We start from the raw sequence: 17,844 nt of genomic DNA, 5'->3' as shown, positions 1-17,844 counted from the left end.
GTGTCTTTAATCCTTTGGAATACCTATATATTTTTCAAAAATTTAAGGAAGAGGAACGAACCAAAATGGAATTACTCGCAGCTGCTATGAAAGAATTTGGGACCAATACAAATCTTGATGATGAATTTAACGTAGAGCTAAAAATTATTGAAGACACGAAAAGCATTCCGGTAATTTTAACGGATAGTAATGGTACTATTTTAGAAAGTCATAACTTGGATAGCATTAAATCGTTGAATCCAAGATATTTGGAAAAACAATTACAAATTATGCAAACTGAAAATGACCCAATCGAAATCAGCTATAAGAACACCCAAAAACAATATATTTACTACAGAAATTCAGACCTGCTCTACAAGCTTACCTATTATCCATTGGCTCTTTTGCTCATTTTAGGATTATTTCTTCTAATTGTTTACATGATGTTTCAATCTGGAAAGATTGCCGAACAGAACAAACTTTGGACAGGAATGGCAAAAGAAACTGCACATCAAATTGGTACGCCACTTTCCTCTTTATTAGGATGGGTAACGATACTTCGTTCAGAGCAAATAAATGAAATGTATGTCAATGAAATTGAAAAAGATGTAGACCGCTTAAGCGTTATTGCCAATAGATTTTCTAAAATTGGATCTTTACCCGAACTACAACATAGTAATATTACTAAAATCACACATACCGTTTTTAAGTATATAGAATCTAGAAGTTCAAAGAAAATAACCTTTGTATTCGAAAGCGAGAATGAAAAACTCAAATCAAGTATAAATGAGGAACTTTTTGGCTGGGTTATTGAAAATCTTCTCAAAAATGCAATAGATGCTGTGCAGGGAAAAGGAAAAATTTCAGTGTTTATTACAGAAAAAAGTAAAGGAGTAAGTATTCGCGTAAGCATACTGGTAAAGGAATACCAAAGTCCCAATTCAAAAGTATTTTCAATCCTGGCTTTACTTCAAAAAAACGAGGATGGGGTTTAGGACTATCGCTATCGAAGCGAATTATTGAGGAATATCATAAAGGAAAAATAGCTGTATTAGATTCCGAGCTTGGCAAGGGAACCACTTTTGAAATCAAATTGCATAAAACGCAAGCGTTTTAGAAGAATTTACGTAAAATTTCTTGCTATTGTTTTCGCTAATGCTTGAAACTCTTCCTCAGACATGACTTCCTTTTGTACAAACTGCATATCTGCCATAGTTTGAATTGGAATAAGATGTACGTGAACGTGTGGTACTTCCAAGCCTATTACACTCATGCCAATGCGCTTACAAGGAATACTTTTTTCTAATGCTTTAGCCACGCGATACGAAAAAGACATGAGATCATTGTATGCCTCTTCAGACAAATCAAATATTTTGTTCTCTTCCTTTTTTGGAATAACCAAAGTATGCCCTTTCGCATTAGGGTTGATGTCTAAAAAAGCCAAAAAAATGTCATTTTCAGCGATTTTATAACAGGGTATTTCCCCCGAAATAATTTTTGAAAATATGCTTGCCATATAAATATATTTAAACTAAAAAAAGTTTTAGAGACTGTAAAACAAACAGTTATACCCTATTACTATCGAGATATATCAATAATTTCGAAATTCATAATACCATTAGGCACTTTAATTTCGGCTACATCACCAACCTTTTTTCCAAGAAGACCTTTACCTATTGGTGAATTAACAGATAATTTACCATTTCTCACATCACTTTCGCTGTCTGCTACTAAGGTATAGGTAAATTCCATGGCATTTGCTGTATTCTTAATCTTTACAATAGAGTGAATTAATGCCTTAGAGGCATCTAGTTGGCTCTCGTCAAGAATCCTTGCATTTGCTACTACGTTCTTTAGTTTTGCTATTTTCGTCTCTAATAAAGATTGCTCTTCTTTTGCTGCATGATATTCAGCATTTTCACTTAAATCTCCTTTGTCTCGGGCATCCGCTATCTCCTGTGACACTCGAGGTCTCTCCACTTGCTCTAATTGTGCTAATTCTTCTTTCAGCTTTTTTAGGCCTTCCGCAGAATAATACGATACATTTCCCATTGTTTACTTAAATTTAAAAATCTCACACCATTAGGAATGAGATCAGATACAAATGTACAAAATTTTCGTAAATTCGTGGCTCGATTGTAGACCCATTCCAGAATCAAATGAAAAAAATAGTTTTTGCCGTTGTCCTTTTTTTAAACTTAAGTTGCTCCGATAATGACGTGATTAACAGCTGTTTTAACAATACTATTCAACCGATTTTTCTGGATGTCAACAATCCGCAATTAAATGGTGTACTGACCCCAAATGGAGTCGCTGAAATAAACGGAGGTATCAATGGCATTGTTCTCTTTAACAAAGGCACAGGTGGTTCTTTTGGACAATTCATTGCTTTAGACAGACAATCTCCAAATAGAGATTGTGAAACGCCCATGCGCATTGAAGTTCCTTTTCTTGTTTGCCCTTGCGACGAAAGTAAATACAGCATGTTAGACGGTCGTTTGGTTTCAGGAGAAAACAACTGTGATGGAGGAGCAAGAGTCTATAACGTATTTCTAAATGGTACTTCCATACAAATTACAAACTAAATTGAATAATCTATGAAATAGATTGTTACTTTTGCACTTACAACACACACTAACAATTTTAACGTGAAAAATTACTTCTCTTCAGATTTCAAACTAGGCGTTCTTGGTGGAGGACAGCTTGGAAGAATGTTGCTTACAGAATCCCAAAAATTTGATATCTATACCGCTATATTAGACCCTAGTAAAGATGCACCATCAGCGGCAATTTGTAATGAATTTCATCAAGGAGATTTACAAGATTTCGAAACCGTTTACAACTTTGGTAAAAAGGTAGATCTTTTAACTATAGAAATTGAAAATGTAAACATTACTGCTTTAGAAAAACTAGAGGCTGAGGGACTAACCATATATCCCAAACCAAAAAATTTAAAAATAATTCAAAACAAGGCACAGCAAAAATTATTCTATAAAGACAATGCTATACCGACAGCAGATTTTGTTCGATTTTCTTCTCTAGAAGAGTTAAGGCATTCGATTACAAGAGAGGCAGTTACTTTCCCATTTGTATGGAAATCTGCAAGATTTGGTTACGATGGAAATGGGGTCAAAATTGTACGAAATATTACGGATCTTGAAAATCTTCCGAACAACGAATGTATTGCTGAAAAATTAGTACCCTTTAAAAATGAACTCGCAGTAATTGTTGCTCGAAATCCACAAGGAGACATCACTACATATCCTGTTGTTGAAATGGAATTTCATCCAGAGGCTAATCAGGTAGAATATGTTATTTGCCCTGCGAGAATAAGTTCTAGCGTTGCTGAAAAAGCTCGTCAGGTAGCTTTAGATGTTGCCAAAGCATTCGACTTCATCGGATTGTTAGCGGTAGAAATGTTTCAAACCGAATCCGATGACATCCTTGTAAACGAAGTAGCTCCGAGAACACATAACTCTGGTCACTATTCTATTGAGCAAGTTACACTAACCAATTCGAACAACATTTAAGAAGTATCCTAAATTTACCATTAGGAAATACCGAAAGTAAAGTAGCAGGTATTATGGTAAATCTTGTTGGTGCAGAGGGATATTCTGGTCCTGTGGTATACGAAAACATTGCCGAAATACTAAAAATTAATGGAGTAACACCCCACATATATGGTAAAAAACTAACCAAACCATTTCGTAAAATGGGACATGTAACCATTGTAAATGAAGATATTAATATTGCTAGAAATATTGCTCAGGAGGTCAAAGAAATAATAAAAGTAATTAGTAAATAAAATAACGATTATAAAAAATTATGGTAGGAATAATAATGGGAAGTGATTCCGATCTCCCAATAATGCAAGAAGCAATTGATGCTTTAGAAAGTTTTGATATCAAAATAGAGGTAGATATAGTTTCTGCTCACAGAACTCCAGAAAAGCTATTTGATTATGCGAGTAATGCGCATAAAAGAGGCATTAAAGTTATTATTGCTGGTGCAGGGGGCGCTGCACATCTACCAGGTATGGTCGCTAGTATGAGCCCTTTGCCAGTTATTGGAGTTCCTGTGAAGAGTAGGAATTCTATAGACGGCTGGGACTCTGTACTTTCCATATTGCAAATGCCCGGCGGTGTTCCAGTAGCAACCGTTGCCTTAGATGGTGCAAAAAATGCAGGGATTTTGGCGGCACAAATAATTGGTGCTTCGGATACCTGTGTACTTGATAAAGTGATTGCCTATAAAGAAGGACTTAAGTTAAAGGTAGAAAAAGCATCCGAGCGAGTTAAAAAATAAAGACTCCAGAGCTTTTCCTATAAAACTAAAATTATTCTTATTTTCACAATAAGAATAATTTTGTTTTTAGCCCCTAGTTAATAGAAAAAAAATACCTAAATACCTACTAAAAAACACTATTTATGAATGCATTACTTGAAGAATTTGATACTGCCCCATTTTCAAAAATTTCAGAAAAAGACTTTACACCAGCTATTAAAGCAGCCATTGGTATGGCAAAAAAAGAAATTCAAGACATTGTAAATAGTTTAGAAAAACCCACATTTGCAAATACTATTGTAAAATTAGAAGAAGTAGGAAGCAAATTAGATCGAATTACTGCTATTTTCTTTAACTTAAATGCAGCGGAAACCAATCCTACCATTCAAAAAATAGCAAAAGAAATAGCTCCTTGGCTCAGTGAATTCAAAAATGATATAACACTTAACCAAACCTTATTTGAAAGAATAAAAAAAGTTTACGAGCAAATAAAAACACTTTCATTAACCGCTGAAGAACACACTTTATTAGAAAAACAATACAAAAGTTTTTCTCGCAATGGTGCTAATCTAAAAAATAGCGATAAAAATAAACTTCGCGAAATCGACACAAAACTTGCTAATTTGGCATTGCAGTTTGGAGAAAATGTCTTGGCAGACACCAATGATTTTGAGCTACTTTTAACCGATATAAAAGATCTAGACGGGCTTCCTGAAGGGGCAAAGGAAGCTGCAAAAATACTGGCAGAACAAAGAGAAAAAAAAGGCTGGATAATTACCCTCGACTACCCTAGTTATATCCCTTTCATGACTTACGCTAAAAATAGAACTCTCAGAAAAAATTAGCCCTAGCATTTGGTAAAAAAGGCTTTCAGAATAACGAAAACAATAATGAAAGTATCGTTTTAGAAATTGTAGCTCTGAGACGAGAACGAGCAAATTTATTAGGGTACAAAACACATGCAAATTTTGTTTTGGAAGAACGAATGGCTGAATCACCGGAAAAGGTACTTAGCTTTCTAAATGATTTATTAAAGAAAGCAAAACCTGCTGCCGAACGAGAATTCCAAAATTTGGAAAATTATGCCAAAAAACAAGATGATTAATCGATTGGAGAAATGGGATGCTGCTTATTATTCTGAAAAACTAAAGATGGAATTATTCGATTTAGATCAAGAAATTTTAAAACCCTATTTTAAATTAGACAATGTGATTTTAGGGGTTTTTGAAATTGCAAATAAATTATTTGCTATCCACTTTGAGGAAATAGATTCGATCGATAAGTACCATGAAGATGTAAGGACCTATAAGGTTACAGATGCTGATGGAAATTTTGTTTCTCATTTTTACGCAGATTTTCATCCGAGAGCAGGAAAACGAAATGGCGCTTGGATGACTTCCTATAAATCACAACAAATTCAAGACGATATTAATCATCGCCCACAAGTCTCTATTGTTTGTAATTTCACAAAACCAACCGAAAGCAAACCCTCTTTACTAACCTTTAATGAAGTTACTACCCTGTTTCATGAATTTGGTCATGCCTTGCACGGTATGTTGGCTAATACTACCTTTAAGAGTTTGTCAGGAACCTCTGTTTCATGGGATTTTGTGGAATTACCAAGCCAAATTTTAGAAAACTGGTGTTATGAAAAAGAAGCTTTAGAATTATTTGCAAAACACTACAGCACTGGGGAAACAATTCCTATGGAATTTATTCGCAAAATAAAAGCTTCTGCAACCTTTCATGAAGGAATGCAAACCTTACGACAATTAAGTTTTGGACTGTTAGACATGCAGTGGCATTCTGGCAATATAGAGGAAATAATTTCTGTTAAAGATTTCGAAAAACAAGCTTTTGAGAATACCAGTTTATATCCAGACGTAGCGGAAAACTGTATGAGTACTTCTTTCTCTCATATATTTCAGGGTGGGTATTCTGCTGGATACTATTCCTACAAATGGGCAGAGGTACTAGATGCAGATGCTTTTGAATATTTCTTAGAGAAAGGAATATTTAACACAGAAGTGGCCGCTAGGTTTAAGGACAATATACTATCTAAAGGAGGTACAGAAAAACCAATGATTTTATACAAGCGCTTCCGCGGACAAGAACCAAAACCAGAAGCTTTGCTGAAAAGAGCAGGACTACTGAATGCATAATAAAATCGTATAATACACAAAACACCATGATATTAGGGTACTGTTTTATGTATAATGAAATGCTATTACAACGGAGGGGAAACATACTTACATAAAACAGAATTTTTCCAAAGGAAATAAAACCGTTCAAGAGAGATATATAATTGGTGAAAAACTTGGCCAAACTGTAGATCTAGAATATTTTACTATTACTACTATAATAATAATAATATGCAGCAGCGAAATGGTACTAGTATTGCACCAAATCTTCAAAAGCATAGAGATTACCTGAAGACAAAGATATCTAGAAACCTATATTTTTACTTTTACATATATTGTTTCCAATAAAAATAATACCAAGATATGCCTGTACTAATTTTTTTAGCGTTTGTTCTTCTCCTCAATCCACTTGCTCATGTATTTGGTAGATTGCAATGTTTGATATTGTAACAATGCACCCATAAAATTACGTCTTCTGTGTGCACTCAAATCCGTCTCTAGTGCGTTTAATTTCTCTAAAAAGACAGCAGCTAATGCCGTTTCATTGTATATGGTATTAACTATTGAAATTCCATTTTTCTGGGCTATTTCCCAATTTTTTTTATCCGTATACAAGGTTGTAGCATCGTCGATAAAATCATTTTCTGTTATCGATACAAACCCATTCCATGCAAGATCTTTATGCATGCCTTCAGCGCCAATTTCTGTAGTTACACTTGGGGTACCACATGTCATAGCCTCGGTTAACTTTCCTTTGATACCAGCGCCAAAACGCAATGGCGCTAATACAACTCTAGCCTTACCAACTTCAGTTTTAATATCATTAACGTAACCGTGTACCAAAAAACCTTGTTTGGGTTTGTGAAACTCTTGTATTTGTTGTGTCCCATAGGCACCATAAATGTGTAGTTTAGCTTGGGGATTTTTCTTGCGAATTTTATCCCAATGTTGTTTTTTCAATTGAACCGCAGCATCTACATTTGGTGCATGCAGAAAATTCCCTACAAAAATAAAATCTTTTCTTTCTTCGAAAGGAAGCCAAGCAGCACTATCGCTTTTAGTAATTTCAGGAATAAAAAATGGCAAATACAACAGTAAGTCTGAAGCAATGTTAAAAGAGGTAGTTAAAAGCGCCATTTCATAAGAAGAAATAATAAGACTTAAATCACAACGTAAAATAGCAGCAATCTCTCGTTTGGCATAATCAGAACGAAGCAATGCATTTTCTGAAAAAGGAATGTTCTTTTGTACTTGTTCTTGCCGAACTTTTCTAAGAAAATGTAAATCTTCAGTGTCTAGAATACGGAGTGCGTTCGGACAACATTTGGCTACTCGCCACCCAAATTGTTCCTCCATCATAAAACGGTCGAACAATACCACGGAAGGATTTACTTTAGTTACAAAAGTATCAAAGCAAGAAGAATTTAAAACAATACTTGCTTCTGAGTAGTTTGGATTCTCTAAAATTAAAGTTTTAGAACTTTTTTGTGCGGGTGAGGCAAAAATTACCGAATAATTTGCTGCTAAGAAAAAATCTATTAGCTGCAACATCCTCATTCCTGCAGCAGATGTCGTTGGTTCTACCCAAACATACCCTATAATTAAAATTGATTTTCTCACCACTACTCTTCTTTAATAAAATTACTGTATGTACAACAATCAAAGATAAAGAGTTTGTTGTAAAAATTCCTGAGTTGGTATAGCAAAAGAAAAAATAGAATAAGCAAACTAAGAAACATCATTTTTTATTGCGTTAGATGTTAGTATTTGGATGGTTGTAATGCTATTTATCACAAATAATTGTAACTTTGTGGCTTAAATAAGAACTAAATAATACAAGCATAACGCTTAGAAAAACAAATAACAATGAAATACGATGTAATCGTTATAGGCTCAGGACCTGGAGGATATATTTCTGCTATCCGAGCTGCTCAATTAGGTAAAAAAGTCGCTATTATTGAAAAATATTCTACACTAGGAGGTACTTGTTTAAATGTTGGTTGTATTCCGTCCAAAGCATTATTAGATTCCTCACATCATTACTACGATGCAGTACATCATTTTGAAGAGCACGGAATATCTGTAGAAAAACCGACCTATGATTTTAGTAAAATGATAGCGCGTAAAGCATCTGTTGTAGAGCAAACTACAGGAGGTATCAAATATCTAATGGATAAAAATAACATTACCGTGTTTGAAGGTTTAGGTTCTTTTGAAGATGCTACGCATGTAAAGATTACTAAAAGTGACGGAAGCACGGAAATAATTGAAGGAATTCACGTGATTATTGCAACAGGCTCTAAACCAGCTAGCTTGCCATTTATAAATATAGATAAAGAGCGAATCATAACCTCTACAGAAGCGCTAAAATTACAGGAAGTACCAAAGCATTTGTTAGTGATTGGTGGCGGCGTTATAGGATTAGAATTGGGCTCGGTATACAAACGCTTAGGGGCACAAGTTACGGTAATTGAATACGCCCCAACCATAACACCAACCATGGATAAAGATGTTTCGAAAGAACTTACCAAAGTTCTAAAGAAACAGGGTATGAAATTTAATCTAAATCATGCCGTAACAGCAGTAGAGAGAAATGGAGAGGAAATTAAAATTACTGCTACTAACAAAAAAGGTGAAGAAGTAAACTTTACGGGTGATTATTGTTTGGTATCCGTTGGTAGAAAAGCCTACACACAAGGATTAGATTTAGAAAAAGCTGGAATTAAAGTAAATGAAAGAGGTCAGATAGAAGTAAACGACCACCTACAAACAAACATCGCAAACATTTTTGCAATTGGTGATGTGGTTAGAGGGGCGATGTTAGCGCATAAAGCCGAAGAAGAGGGCGTTGTTGTCGCTGAATATTTAGCAGGTCAAAAACCACATATCGATTATAACTTGATACCAGGAATTGTTTATACGTGGCCAGAAGTTGCATCTGTTGGTAAAACTGAACTCGAGTTAAAAGACGCTGGAAAAGATATCAAAACAGGTAAATTTTCCATGCGTGCCTTGGGAAGATCAAGAGCAAGTGGAGACATAGATGGTTTTGTTAAAGTTATAGCAGACAAACATACCGATGAAGTTTTAGGAGTTCATATCGTAGGGGCACGTGCTGCAGATTTAATTATGGAAATGGCTGTTGCGATGGAATTCAGAGCATCTGCAGAGGATATAGCAAGAATATGCCATGGTCATCCAACCTATGCAGAGGCTGTTAAGGAAGCTGCGAAAGCAGCATGGGACGGTAAACCATTAAACGCTTAAAAAACATACTCATTTAAATAAAAACAACTCTCAAAAGGAGTTGTTTTTTTGTATTTAAACTATAGGAAGTAACAAAATTTACTATTGAACAGGAATCCATAACTTTATCACAACCCATTTTCTAAAACAGAAAAAAAGCCTAGGATTACACCTAGGCTTTTTTTACAATACATTAATAGGAAGACAATTATTCCTCGATGCCGTAAAATGAACTAACGCGATCTTCAATTTTAGAAGCTTCCTTTACCGCCTCGTACATTTGGAACGACTTATTTTTTCTATCATTGGCTATTCTTTTTCTGTAGGTATCATAATTAGGTAATGCCGCAGGCAATACTTTCTTTTCTACCACAAAAGCATACACGCCTCTATCTCCTACTACTTTCGAAAACACTTTATTTTCCTCTGCTGTTAACATAGCGCCAACAACTTTAGGCTCATAACCTACACCAGAAATCGTAGGAGATTGTAAGTTCACATCAGTAAAGTTACGTTCACGATCATTTACATTTGCAGCAATTTCTTTAAGTGTTGCGCCAGCCATTTTATCTTTGATTATGGCCGCTTTCTTTTCATTTAATAAAATCGGACGAACTTTCGTTATGGCTTTGTCAACAGGCATTAATCCTTTAGCCGTTTTATCTGTAACTACTGCAACAGCATATCCTCCATCAATATCAAATCGTTTAAAGTCACCTACGTTCACCTCTTTGTCAAAGGCCCACACAATGATATCTCTCTCATTTCCGATTCCAGGAACATTATCATCCAAAGCTTTCAAACCGACTGCTGGTAAAGAGTTTAGATTAGATTCTTTCACCAAGTCTTCATATTTTTTGCCATTAGATAATTCTAATGCGAAAGTTTCGGCATTTTGAAAAATTTGATTTTCAGTTGCCTCAGAAGCAACGATATCACGACCAACAGTTGCTAATTTAACTACCGGTTGAAAGTTTTTCTGATCTTCAATCAAAATAACATGGTATCCAAAAGCAGTTTTAACCACACCAACATCTCCTTTTTTACTCGTAAAGCAGTAATCTCTAAATTCAGGTACCATTCTATTATATGTGAACCATCCAAGTTCTCCTCCTTTATCTGCATTAGATTGGTCTGCTGAATACGCTTTTGCTATTGCAATAATAGCAGAAGGTGACTTTTTAATAACCCCCATTAAACTGTCTGCTTTCTTTTTTGCAAGTATGTCTGAATCTGTAGTCTCTGGAGTTGCAGAGCGTGACCCAACAAAAGGAATTAAAACGTGACTAGCCTTTACAGAATCAGGGATAGTAGTTATTTCTGTTATCTTAGAAACCTTAAATTGATTATTATCTTTATAAGGGCCGAATACATCGCCCACCTCACCTTTAAAAAGATCTTCAGCTATTACTTGAGGCACACCGACTTTAAAACGATAATTGCTATTCATCACAACGTCCGACTTTACATCTTCGGCTAAAAGCTCGTAGTCTGTTGCCTTTTTTAATCCTGTAAAGCCCTTTGCATCCGGAACAAAACCTGCAACTTCGCGTTTTATTGCTTCTTCGTCTTCTACTGTTGGTAAAATAGGAAACTTCACAAACTTAATATCGCGACTTGCGTCTACTTCATATGCAGCAGCATGGTTTTCAATATATTTTTTGATTTCGCTTTTGCTAACAGTAACTAAGCTATCTGCTATAGCGGTATATGGAGCATACACAAATTTTCCAGATGCTTTGGTTCCCTCCGATAGATACTGCATTTCTCCTTCCTTCAAAGAAGCTCCCAAACCAGCCCCTACCAAGTTGTCGTAAGTTGATTTCTCAATATTATTCTGTAGAGAGGCCATGTAATTTTGCCAAGCTTCCCATTCTTGTGAACCAGAGGCTCTGGTAGTTGCTAAAAACTCTTTAAATTTAGTTTTATCAAAAATACCTTCTGTTTGGAATCTTTCTTGGTTTTGAACTCCTGAGGATTCTATCAATGCATTTAAAATATCCGATTCCCCTACCGTTATTCCTGCTTCCTCTAATTGCGCTTTGTATAACTTTTGACGTACTAAATTATTCCACACTGTTTTTGCAGCTTGCATTTCAGAAACTCTATTTCCAGTTTGCTTTTTATACGCCTCTAAAGCTTCCGCAAAATCTTGACGAGAAATTACCTCTCCATTTACTTCACCAATCTCATTTACTTTGTTGGAATTAAAAAAATCTGAAATAGTTGATGGATCTAGAACAAACGCAAAAAGTGCTAAACCAATAACAAGAATTAAGAACATTGATCGTTCTCTAATTTTAGATAAAATTGCCATACGTCATTTTAATTTATTAACAGTGTGCGAAAATACAATTTCACATTTAATAATGCAATGTTTTTTAGTGGTTTTCACTCGGAGAATTAAGCAGGTATTCTGTTACTCTTGGTTCGTTAAGACTTTGAGGTAAATGACATCGATTTTAGAGGCACTTACACGCAATATTTTAATTTCAAACTTATCTATTGTTATAACTTCGTCTTGCACAGGAATAGTTTCTGTATGCTCGATAATAAAACCTCCAAGTGTTTCGTATGCCTCTTCTTTTGGAATATCTAAGCCGTACTCTTCGTTTAAATAATCAATTTCCAAACGGGCTGAAAATTGAAACTCATTAGCATCTAATTTTGCTTCAAACAAATCTAGGGTATCATGTTCATCTTCAATTTCCCCAAATAGTTCTTCGACTACGTCCTCTACCGTAATAATTCCTGAAGTTCCACCATACTCGTCAACGACCACAGCAATACTTTTTCTTTTCTTGATAAGTGTATTTAAAATATCCTTAATTATCATAGACTCTGGAACAAACTCCACTGGCAGTAATAAAGACTTTATAGACTTTGGTTTTTTAAAGAGCTCAAAAGCGCTTACATATCCTAAAATATCGTCTAATGAATTTTTGTAAACTAAAATTTTTGAAAATCCTGTCTCTATAAAAAGATTTCTTAAGGTAGTTACAGACTCGTGAATATCAACAGCCATAAGCTCTGTTCTCGGCACCATTATTTCCCTCGCTTTAACTTTGTGAAACTCCAAGGCATTTTGAAAAATCTGAATCTCAGAATCCACCTCTTCTTCTTCATTCCCTCCGTCTAGGTGCTCGGAAATAAAATTACCTAACTCTTCTCTACTAAAAGCTGTATTTGCTTCTTTTTCGGCAGCTTTAAAAAAGACACGAAGAAAAAAATCAGTAATTATAGTAAGAACAGAGGTTATAAAGTAAAAAAGCAAAAAAAAGAAATACGCAGGAATGGCGAAAATCTTGAGAAGTTTATTCGAATAGATCCTAAATATAGCTTTCGGTAAAAATTCAGCAGTCACCAGTATAATAAGGGTGGAAATTAAAGTTTGTGTGAGTAAACTAACATCTTTTAATAAGTACGTAACAAAAGCACTATTAGAGGGTAAAAAATTTTGAAACCAATTCATTAAAAGATCACCCATAAAGTAGCTGTAGACCACTAAGCAATATTATTGCCAACTAACATAGTAGTGATGAATTTAGAGGATTTCTGCGTTAACTTGGCCAAAACTGCAGCCACTATGCCCTCACTCTTTTTCTCTAATTCAATATGAAGTCTATTCGCAGAGATAAAGGCAATTTCCATTCCTGAAAAAAAAGCAGAAAATAAAATAGAAACTAAAATAACAATAATTTCAAACTGCATTAGCCTTGTATTTACTTTTGTTTATTTCTCTTTTGAACTTTTTTCTAAAACGTCGTTTGAAAAAAAATATAAAAGCAATAAATAGCGATAAACCAAACATAATTAATGCTTGTGGAAGATCTGAATTAATTCGGACTATCCCCTCCACTAAAAAGATTACAGCTACAACAAGATAACCATATTGCAAATATTTCCAAAGTGTATTCATTATAAATCTTCTTTTGTTATAATTTCTCCAGTGATGTCTTTAGCTACCCATTTGGATAAATCTTGCAGCGATTCAAATCCAAAACCAGTAATGGTGTCCGTTGCAGTGGTTAGCCGGAAACCATCCTCTGTAAAAACTACTTTCTCCTTTTGATCCCAATATAACTGATTAGTCTCTAATTTGGTATCTCCACTATGATTAACAATTACTACATCATCTCTTATATCCGAAATTTTTGTATTTGTAAAGGTTAAAGCATAATTACCAGTTACGGTTGTAGAGTCTCCTTTTGTAGCATCAAAAGTAATAATTTTTATGCCCTGAGGAAACTCATTAAAGGGATGTTTTTTTCTATTGGTATAGTCGTTTAAAATAGGGGTGATTAATTTAGAAGTAACCACACCCGAATCTCTATAGGAATGGCGTATGTTTTTTCCTACGGCAATAGGAAGGTTTCGGTCGGCAAGAAAATCTCGTACTTCTTTAGGATTGTTCACACAAGAAAAAACATTGTTATCAATAAAATGACAACAATGTTTTTACAATTTTTACTTAGTATGTGTTTCATATCCTCTATGGTATGCGAACAGTTTCTCCAATCCAACATCCAATTTTATGTGAAGAACCTGATGCTAATCCTTTCTGAAAGATTAATTTTTTAGAAGGAATATTCCTTTTATAATTTGATATATATCTTCCAGCACCACAACCAGGATCAACTCTAGCAGCTTTTTGCGCTTTGTTAAGAGCAGCTACGTAAACCATTCTTTTTTCAAATTCATCCGTACCGCATGAATTAGCACTCTTTGCATACAAACTCGCGATAAATAGATAAGCTTTACCCATATTAGGGTTGTAACGAAGTGCCTCATTGGCCAGAGCTCTCGCCCTACTTCCACTTGAACCTTGTGCTTCACGAAGCTTAAGTCTAGCTTTCTTTAGAGGATCTGTTTCTAAATCGAAGGCCTTTTTTCGCATGCTTGCTGCTCCACTACTATCCCCATTTCTATCCATTATACCAGCAACAAAATTAAATGCATCAGCAGACTGTGTAACATCCGCATAGGCAACTGCCAATTTCTCGAATAATGGATCCGATTGACACCCTTTATTATACATTCTTGAAACCGCTCTTTTCAACCAAACACCATCGGTTTTGTTAGCCTCAAAATCTCTAGAATATATTGGAATTAATCGTTCACATGTTGCAATTTCTGAAATCATGGCATCTAACCCACCTTCAACTTTTCCTAAAGATGTAGAGTTGATAGTGTAAGCATTTAAAAGTTTCTTTTCTTTAGCGTCAATGGTACCAGCCTCTTCTTTGGCTTGAAGTTTTGCTATTTTTACATTATAATCATCTAACTTCTCTTGCACAGACTCAATAACATCATCGTAAGTATCGAAAACTAACTGAGGATTGGAATCTTTATTTTGTTCCGTAACTGCCTTAAAGTATCTGAAAATATTTTTAACACTCATTTCTTTTGGAGAAATGGTATATGCTTTTTGTAAAATAGCGAATACTTCCGCATCCGAAGCGAGTTTATTATTTATCAGATACGTAGCATAATCACTATGTGCTTTAGCAGCTCCTTTATCTGGAAAGTTTACTAATCTTGTTTCATAGATGCGTTTTGCTAAATCAGGATCTTGACTTTTTTCAGCAACTTTAGCACCGTATTTATATATATTCACAGATAATTTTGGACAATTTGCTATTAAATATTCTAAGTCAGGCTTCGCTTCTGCATATTTTTTGGTAATCGCTTTCTGTTTAAAAAGATTGTACTTCATAGCACATTCTTGGCTTGCTTGTGCATGAACGGTACTCACGGCAACAAACAAAAACATGGCTGCAAGAAAATACGTATTTTTTTCATCATTTGTCAGTTATTATATTTAATCTATTTTTCTTTGTTTAAACCAGTTACGGCTATTTAAGGATAAACTTAATTTAATATTAAAATATTCCTCCTTAACTAAATTGTTATCTGTAGTTCCTCTTTGTCCGTATTCAAATCCTAGATTTAAATTAGATAATTGCTTTGGCAATGGTAATCCAACCCCAACATTTATGCCAAAGTCTTTAATTGAGGTATAATCTTGCCCCGTACCGAGACCATCTACTGCTACCCCTATATTTTCCATACGGAAACCAGCACGGTAGGTTATTCTATCCCAGTAACTTGATATTGAATTAAATTTGGGAATGTAATAACCACCTATTGAAAACTTAGAACCTTTTTCATATTGGTATAAGGCATCGGGTATATCTACATTACTTGACACAGAGGCAGCTTCGCTAAATTCTTGGTTAAGACCCGCATACCATTTATTTGCTCTTCCTAAACCAACTCCAATGGTATAATTTAAAGGAATAGTGACTGTTCCTTGCACAGCGGAATCATCTAACAACTCTCTAATTCTGCTATCTATTGCACCAATAGAGTAAATACGTTCGCTTCCTTTCGCAGAAAGATCTGCCCCGAAAGTTACAGATGCACCAGTACTCAATTGCAAGTCGTTTTTCAAGATCTTTTGGTATTGAGCACCTACTTTGTATAATCCTCCTCGAATATTTAAATTTTCCTCAACTTGTGTCCCTCTGGAAACTTCATTTAAGATTTCTAAAATATTTTTATCAATTGAACCAAATATGAAACTTGCCTCACCACCTAAGGAAAAACCTTTGAACAGATACACCCCAAAACCAGCATATAGTCTATTGGTACCACCTGAGCCAGAATATCTACTTACTTTAGATATATCTTCTCCATTGTACTCGGTGTTTAGTAAGGCATAACCTACTGAGGAAAAAGGTTGAAGTCCGACAGAAAAACCCATATTTTTGGAAATTGGGAAGGCCAAAGAAACATAGCGAAGACTTGTTGAACTTCCAGAATCACTAATTCCTTCTTCTTTAATGGTAATAAAAGACATACTTCCACCCATGGCATAAGTTGCTACTTTTAAATCTGCAAGAGAAGCCGGATTGGTGAAGTTTAAATGATATACATCTTTAAGTGCCACTCCAATTCCACCCATAGAAGCTTGTTCTACGGTTAATGGATCAAAATTTTCACCTATTCCAAAATAAGAATACGGGGAAGTACTATTTCTCTGGGCCAGTATAGCCAAGGAACTCAACAGCAATATTGTAACTGTAATTTTTTTAATCATCCTTTGAATTGTATATCAAAATCGTATGTAAACCTTCCAAAACAAAATTTGGATTGGCAAATATGCCACTTTTTAATTGTTTTGACAAGAATTTTGTGTCTCCTCCTGTTAAAACAACTGTTAAATCTTGATACTCTGACTTATATTTATCTATAAGACCAGAAATCTCAAAACATACCCCATTTAAAACACCAGAGAGAATGGAAGCGTTGGTGTTATTTCCAATTAACTCAAATGATTCCGTATCGGATACTAAAGGTAATTTGGAAGTAAATTCGTGTAAGGCTCTGAAGCGCATTGCAATACCAGGAGAAATAGCTCCTCCAAAATACTCTTTTTTACTAGAGATAAAATCATACGTTATACAAGTTCCCGCATCAATTACCAAACAATTTTTATTTTCGTATTTTCGAACTGCAGCCGCAGCTAAAGCGATTCTATCTACCCCTAAGGTTGTTGGTGTATCATATAAATTAACAAAAGGTACTTTTGTAGCGTGATTTAAAAATAAAGGAGATATCAATGTAGAAATTGTCGCAACATCTTTCTCTGGTATTGAAGCCACGGATGAAATAATACTTTTTGAAATTGGAAATTTTAAAATAACACTCTCTATAGCAGTTACAATTTCACTTTTATCAAAAATAAATTTTTCAACAATGCTATCTCGCTCAAAAACAGCAAGCTTTACCCTAGTGTTACCAACATCAATTATTAGAAGCATATTACGTATTTAGTACAGAGCAAAGTTACAATTCATTTTTTTATTTTAATTCTTTTGGTAAATCGAAAAACGATTGTATATTTGCATCCGCTTAATGAAAGTAGCAACTGGTGCCTTAGCTCAGTTGGTAGAGCAAAGGACTGAAAATCCTTGTGTCCCTGGTTCGATTCCTGGAGGCACCACAAAAGTATCAAATCGCTTTAATTGCGATTTTCATATTTTAAACGCTACTTAATTAAGCTCCAATGGTGCCTTAGCTCAGTTGGTAGAGCAAAGGACTGAAAATCCTTGTGTCCCTGGTTCGATTCCTGGAGGCACCACATAAAAAACCCGAACTCTCGTTCGGGTTTTTTAGTTTAAAAGCAAAA

13 protein-coding genes, 2 tRNA genes and 3 pseudogenes are annotated in these 17,844 nt (G+C 34.8%); 9 read left to right on the top strand and 9 right to left on the bottom strand.

Features of this window, described 5'->3' with window-relative positions; translation table 11 throughout:
- Window positions 1-65 precede the first annotated feature (65 nt).
- Window positions 66-974 carry a sensor histidine kinase gene (locus BSU00_RS01300; protein ID WP_369820231.1) on the top strand — a complete coding sequence of 303 codons (909 nt, stop codon included), beginning with the start codon at window positions 66-68 and terminating at the stop codon, window positions 972-974.
- Complete coding sequence (locus BSU00_RS13805) at window positions 905-1,096, top strand: ATP-binding protein (RefSeq protein ID WP_369820265.1); 192 nt, start codon at window positions 905-907, stop codon at window positions 1,094-1,096. The genes BSU00_RS01300 and BSU00_RS13805 overlap by 70 nt, the downstream gene beginning before the upstream one ends.
- Before the next feature lie 6 nt (window positions 1,097-1,102).
- On the opposite strand, the gene BSU00_RS01295 is transcribed toward BSU00_RS13805, so the two are convergent.
- Together BSU00_RS01295 and greA are read right to left on the bottom strand one after the other, a co-directional pair.
- Window positions 1,103-1,495, bottom strand: a complete 393-nt coding sequence (locus tag BSU00_RS01295; protein ID WP_105002781.1) for an HIT family protein — start codon at window positions 1,493-1,495, stop codon at window positions 1,103-1,105.
- 62 nt (window positions 1,496-1,557) lie between these two features.
- Window positions 1,558-2,031, bottom strand: coding sequence for a transcription elongation factor GreA (gene greA, locus BSU00_RS01290; RefSeq protein WP_105002780.1), 474 nt, complete (start codon window positions 2,029-2,031; stop codon window positions 1,558-1,560).
- A gap of 107 nt (window positions 2,032-2,138) precedes the next feature.
- Between greA and BSU00_RS01285 the strand changes: the two genes are divergently transcribed.
- From BSU00_RS01285 to BSU00_RS13800, 4 genes and pseudogenes are all read left to right on the top strand, one after another.
- Window positions 2,139-2,564: a hypothetical protein gene (locus BSU00_RS01285; protein WP_105002779.1), complete on the top strand. Its 426-nt coding sequence runs from the start codon at window positions 2,139-2,141 to the stop codon at window positions 2,562-2,564.
- A 63-nt stretch (window positions 2,565-2,627) separates the two neighbouring features.
- Window positions 2,628-3,784, top strand: a pseudogene (locus BSU00_RS01280) (5-(carboxyamino)imidazole ribonucleotide synthase).
- 20 nt (window positions 3,785-3,804) lie between these two features.
- Entirely contained in the window at window positions 3,805-4,284 is a 480-nt protein-coding gene (gene purE, locus BSU00_RS01275) for a 5-(carboxyamino)imidazole ribonucleotide mutase (protein ID WP_105002778.1), read from the top strand.
- A 122-nt stretch (window positions 4,285-4,406) separates the two neighbouring features.
- A pseudogene (locus tag BSU00_RS13800) lies at window positions 4,407-6,425 on the top strand (M3 family metallopeptidase).
- Between the two features lie 360 nt (window positions 6,426-6,785).
- On the opposite strand, the gene BSU00_RS01265 reads toward BSU00_RS13800, so the two are convergent.
- A complete protein-coding gene (locus BSU00_RS01265; protein ID WP_369820230.1) occupies window positions 6,786-8,024 on the bottom strand; it encodes a glycosyltransferase in 1,239 nt (412 codons plus the stop codon).
- A gap of 246 nt (window positions 8,025-8,270) precedes the next feature.
- Here BSU00_RS01265 and lpdA point away from each other — a divergent pair, with 246 nt between their 5' ends.
- The gene (gene lpdA, locus BSU00_RS01260) at window positions 8,271-9,671 is read left to right on the top strand and encodes a dihydrolipoyl dehydrogenase (protein WP_105002776.1); all 1,401 of its coding nucleotides are present in this window, start codon (window positions 8,271-8,273) and stop codon (window positions 9,669-9,671) included.
- Between the two features lie 187 nt (window positions 9,672-9,858).
- On the opposite strand, the gene BSU00_RS01255 is transcribed toward lpdA, so the two are convergent.
- The 6 genes and pseudogenes from BSU00_RS01255 to BSU00_RS01225 form a co-directional block, all read right to left on the bottom strand.
- Window positions 9,859-11,967, bottom strand: coding sequence for a peptidylprolyl isomerase (locus BSU00_RS01255; protein WP_105002775.1), 2,109 nt, complete (start codon window positions 11,965-11,967; stop codon window positions 9,859-9,861).
- 102 nt (window positions 11,968-12,069) lie between these two features.
- A pseudogene (locus BSU00_RS01250) lies at window positions 12,070-13,361 on the bottom strand (hemolysin family protein).
- A gap of 207 nt (window positions 13,362-13,568) precedes the next feature.
- Window positions 13,569-14,066: an LPS export ABC transporter periplasmic protein LptC gene (lptC, locus tag BSU00_RS01240; protein ID WP_233188531.1), complete on the bottom strand. Its 498-nt coding sequence runs from the start codon at window positions 14,064-14,066 to the stop codon at window positions 13,569-13,571.
- 76 nt (window positions 14,067-14,142) lie between these two features.
- The gene (locus BSU00_RS01235) at window positions 14,143-15,423 is read right to left on the bottom strand and encodes a hypothetical protein (RefSeq protein WP_105002773.1); all 1,281 of its coding nucleotides are present in this window, start codon (window positions 15,421-15,423) and stop codon (window positions 14,143-14,145) included.
- A 48-nt stretch (window positions 15,424-15,471) separates the two neighbouring features.
- Entirely contained in the window at window positions 15,472-16,752 is a 1,281-nt protein-coding gene (locus BSU00_RS01230; RefSeq protein ID WP_105002772.1) for a hypothetical protein, read from the bottom strand.
- Entirely contained in the window at window positions 16,745-17,476 is a 732-nt protein-coding gene (locus BSU00_RS01225; protein WP_105002771.1) for a type III pantothenate kinase, read from the bottom strand. Before BSU00_RS01225 ends, BSU00_RS01230 begins: the two co-directional genes overlap by 8 nt.
- A gap of 109 nt (window positions 17,477-17,585) precedes the next feature.
- On the opposite strand from BSU00_RS01225, the gene BSU00_RS01220 reads away from it, so the two are divergent.
- Together BSU00_RS01220 and BSU00_RS01215 are read left to right on the top strand one after the other, a co-directional pair.
- Window positions 17,586-17,658 (top strand) — tRNA-Phe (locus tag BSU00_RS01220).
- A 65-nt stretch (window positions 17,659-17,723) separates the two neighbouring features.
- A tRNA-Phe gene (locus BSU00_RS01215) sits at window positions 17,724-17,796 on the top strand.
- Window positions 17,797-17,844: the final 48 nt, after the last annotated feature.

The sequence above is a fragment of the Tenacibaculum sp. SG-28 genome, from assembly GCF_002954385.1.
Taxonomy (GTDB): Bacteria; Bacteroidota; Bacteroidia; order Flavobacteriales; family Flavobacteriaceae; genus Polaribacter.
Note: the sequence above shows the minus strand (reverse complement) of the source record. Positions and strands in the feature narration are given on the sequence as shown.